This is a genomic window from Streptomyces caelestis, from assembly GCF_001279005.1.
In the GTDB taxonomy this organism is placed as follows: domain Bacteria; phylum Actinomycetota; class Actinomycetes; order Streptomycetales; family Streptomycetaceae; genus Streptomyces; species Streptomyces heliomycini.
On sequence record NZ_LGCN01000193.1, the window covers coordinates 1,036 to 2,802 of the forward strand.

The following is a 1,767-nucleotide window of genomic DNA, read 5'->3' on the forward strand; positions in this document are numbered from 1 at the left end:
TGGAGCGGTTGCGGGCGACGACATCGGCACCACTTCCTGGGGTGTGACGGGGACGTTTGCGTGTCGCCACACCGTAGGAATCCGCAGGTCAAGCGCACACGTGGCGGGACAACATAGTTCGGGGGTTGGCTATGGTGTGGCCACCATGCCAGTTCATGGAAAGGCCTCTCAGGGGATCGGTGGTGGTCGAAACGAGTGCCGTCCGGGACGCGTGGTTCAGGGTGATGTGACGGCGCGGTGCTGACTCCCGTGCTGGTTGACGTTGGTTTCGTGGACGTGGCGGATCAGGTCGGCCGTCATGTCTCGGGGGCGGTCACCTCGCCGAGGATGCCGGCGTTGTTGACGAGGACGTCCAGGTGGCCGGCCCGCGCGCAGCGTCTCGACCGCCGCGCCGACCGACGCGTCGTCGGTCACGTCCAGCTGGACGAAGCCGGCGCCGAGCCGGTCGGCGGCCTCGCGGCCGTTCCCGGCGTCCCGGGCTCCGATCCACACCGTCTGGCCCGCCTGGACGAGGCGGCGGGCGATCTCGTGGCCGAGGCCCCTGTTGCCGCCGGTGATCAATGTGGTCGTCATGTCGTGTCTCTCCTGTGCGTCGTCGGAGCGGGCGCTCCCGGAAAGCGGTCACCGGGAGCACCCGCGGGATCGGTTCGCGGCGGTGCGCTCCGTCGACGCCGACGCCGACGCCGGCGGGCGTCCGGTGCTAGTGGGTGGGGCGGAACGGGCGCAGCAGGCGGATGCCGTCCTCGATGGATCCGTCGATCAGTTCGAGCATCTGCGGGACGAGTTCCCGCATCCGGGGTGCGGCGAGGTGGGCGTCGAGGTGGGCGCGGGACTCCCAGCGTTCGTGGATGACGAACTCGCCGGGCCGGCCCTCGACTTCGTGGGCCTCGTAGTCGATGTTGCCGGGGTCGTTGCGCGAGGGGGTGACGGCGGCGGTGATGAACGCCCTGAGGTCGTCCTCCCTGCCCGCCTTCGCCTTCGCGTCCCAGACGACGGTCACGTAGCCGGTGGGTGCTGCGGTCATGGTGATTCCTTACTTCCGTTCCGTGTCGTGATTCCGTGCTGACGGGCCGTGTGTCGGTACCGGGCCGGGTCAGCTCCTGATGAAGTCGAGGAGGTCGGCGTTGACGGTGTCGGCGCTGACGGCGCACATGCCGTGCGACAGACCCGGGTAGACCTTCAGGGCCGCGTCCTCGGCCAACGTGGCCGCCAGTTCGGCGGAGCCTGCGACCGGGACGAGCTGGTCGTCGTCGCCGTGCAGGAGGAGGGTGGGCACGTCGATCGCCCGGAGGTCGTCGGTGAAGTCGGTCTGCGAGAACGCTCTGATCCCCTCGTGGTGCGCCTGCGCGCTGCCGGCCATTCCCTGGCGCCACCAGTTCTGGATGACGCCCTGGGAGACGTCCGCGCCCGGGCGGTTGAACCCGTGGAACGGCCCGGAGGCGAGGTCGAGGTAGAACTGGGAACGGTCGGTGGCCACGCCCTCGCGGAAGCCGTCGAAGACCTCCACCGGCAGCCCCGCGGGGGTCGACTCCGTCCGGACCATGAGCGGCGGGACCGCTCCGACGAGGACGGCCTTGGCGACCCGGCCGGCGCCGTGCCCGGCGACGTACCGGGCGACCTCTCCGCCGCCGGCGCAGTGGCCGACGTGGACGACGTCGCGCAGGCCGAGGTGGGCCACCACGGCGGCGGCGTCCGCCGCGTAGTGGTCCATGTCGTGCCCGTGGCCGACCTGGGCGGAGCGCCCGTGCCCGCGGCGGTCGTGGGCGA

Annotated in this window: 2 protein-coding genes and 1 pseudogene; all 3 read right to left on the reverse strand. The window is 71.1% G+C overall.

What is annotated here, in order from left to right; genetic code table 11:
- Positions 1-326: 326 nt before the first annotated feature.
- A pseudogene (locus tag ADK41_RS16925) lies at positions 327-573 on the reverse strand (SDR family NAD(P)-dependent oxidoreductase); the annotation flags it as partial.
- Between the two features lie 127 nt (positions 574-700).
- Positions 701-1,024 (reverse strand): putative quinol monooxygenase, encoded by a 324-nt coding sequence (locus ADK41_RS16930; protein WP_030837440.1) that lies wholly within the window; start codon positions 1,022-1,024, stop codon positions 701-703.
- Between the two features lie 69 nt (positions 1,025-1,093).
- Positions 1,094-1,767 (reverse strand): alpha/beta fold hydrolase (locus ADK41_RS16935; protein WP_030837443.1); only part of this gene is annotated, 674 nt, incomplete at its 5' end.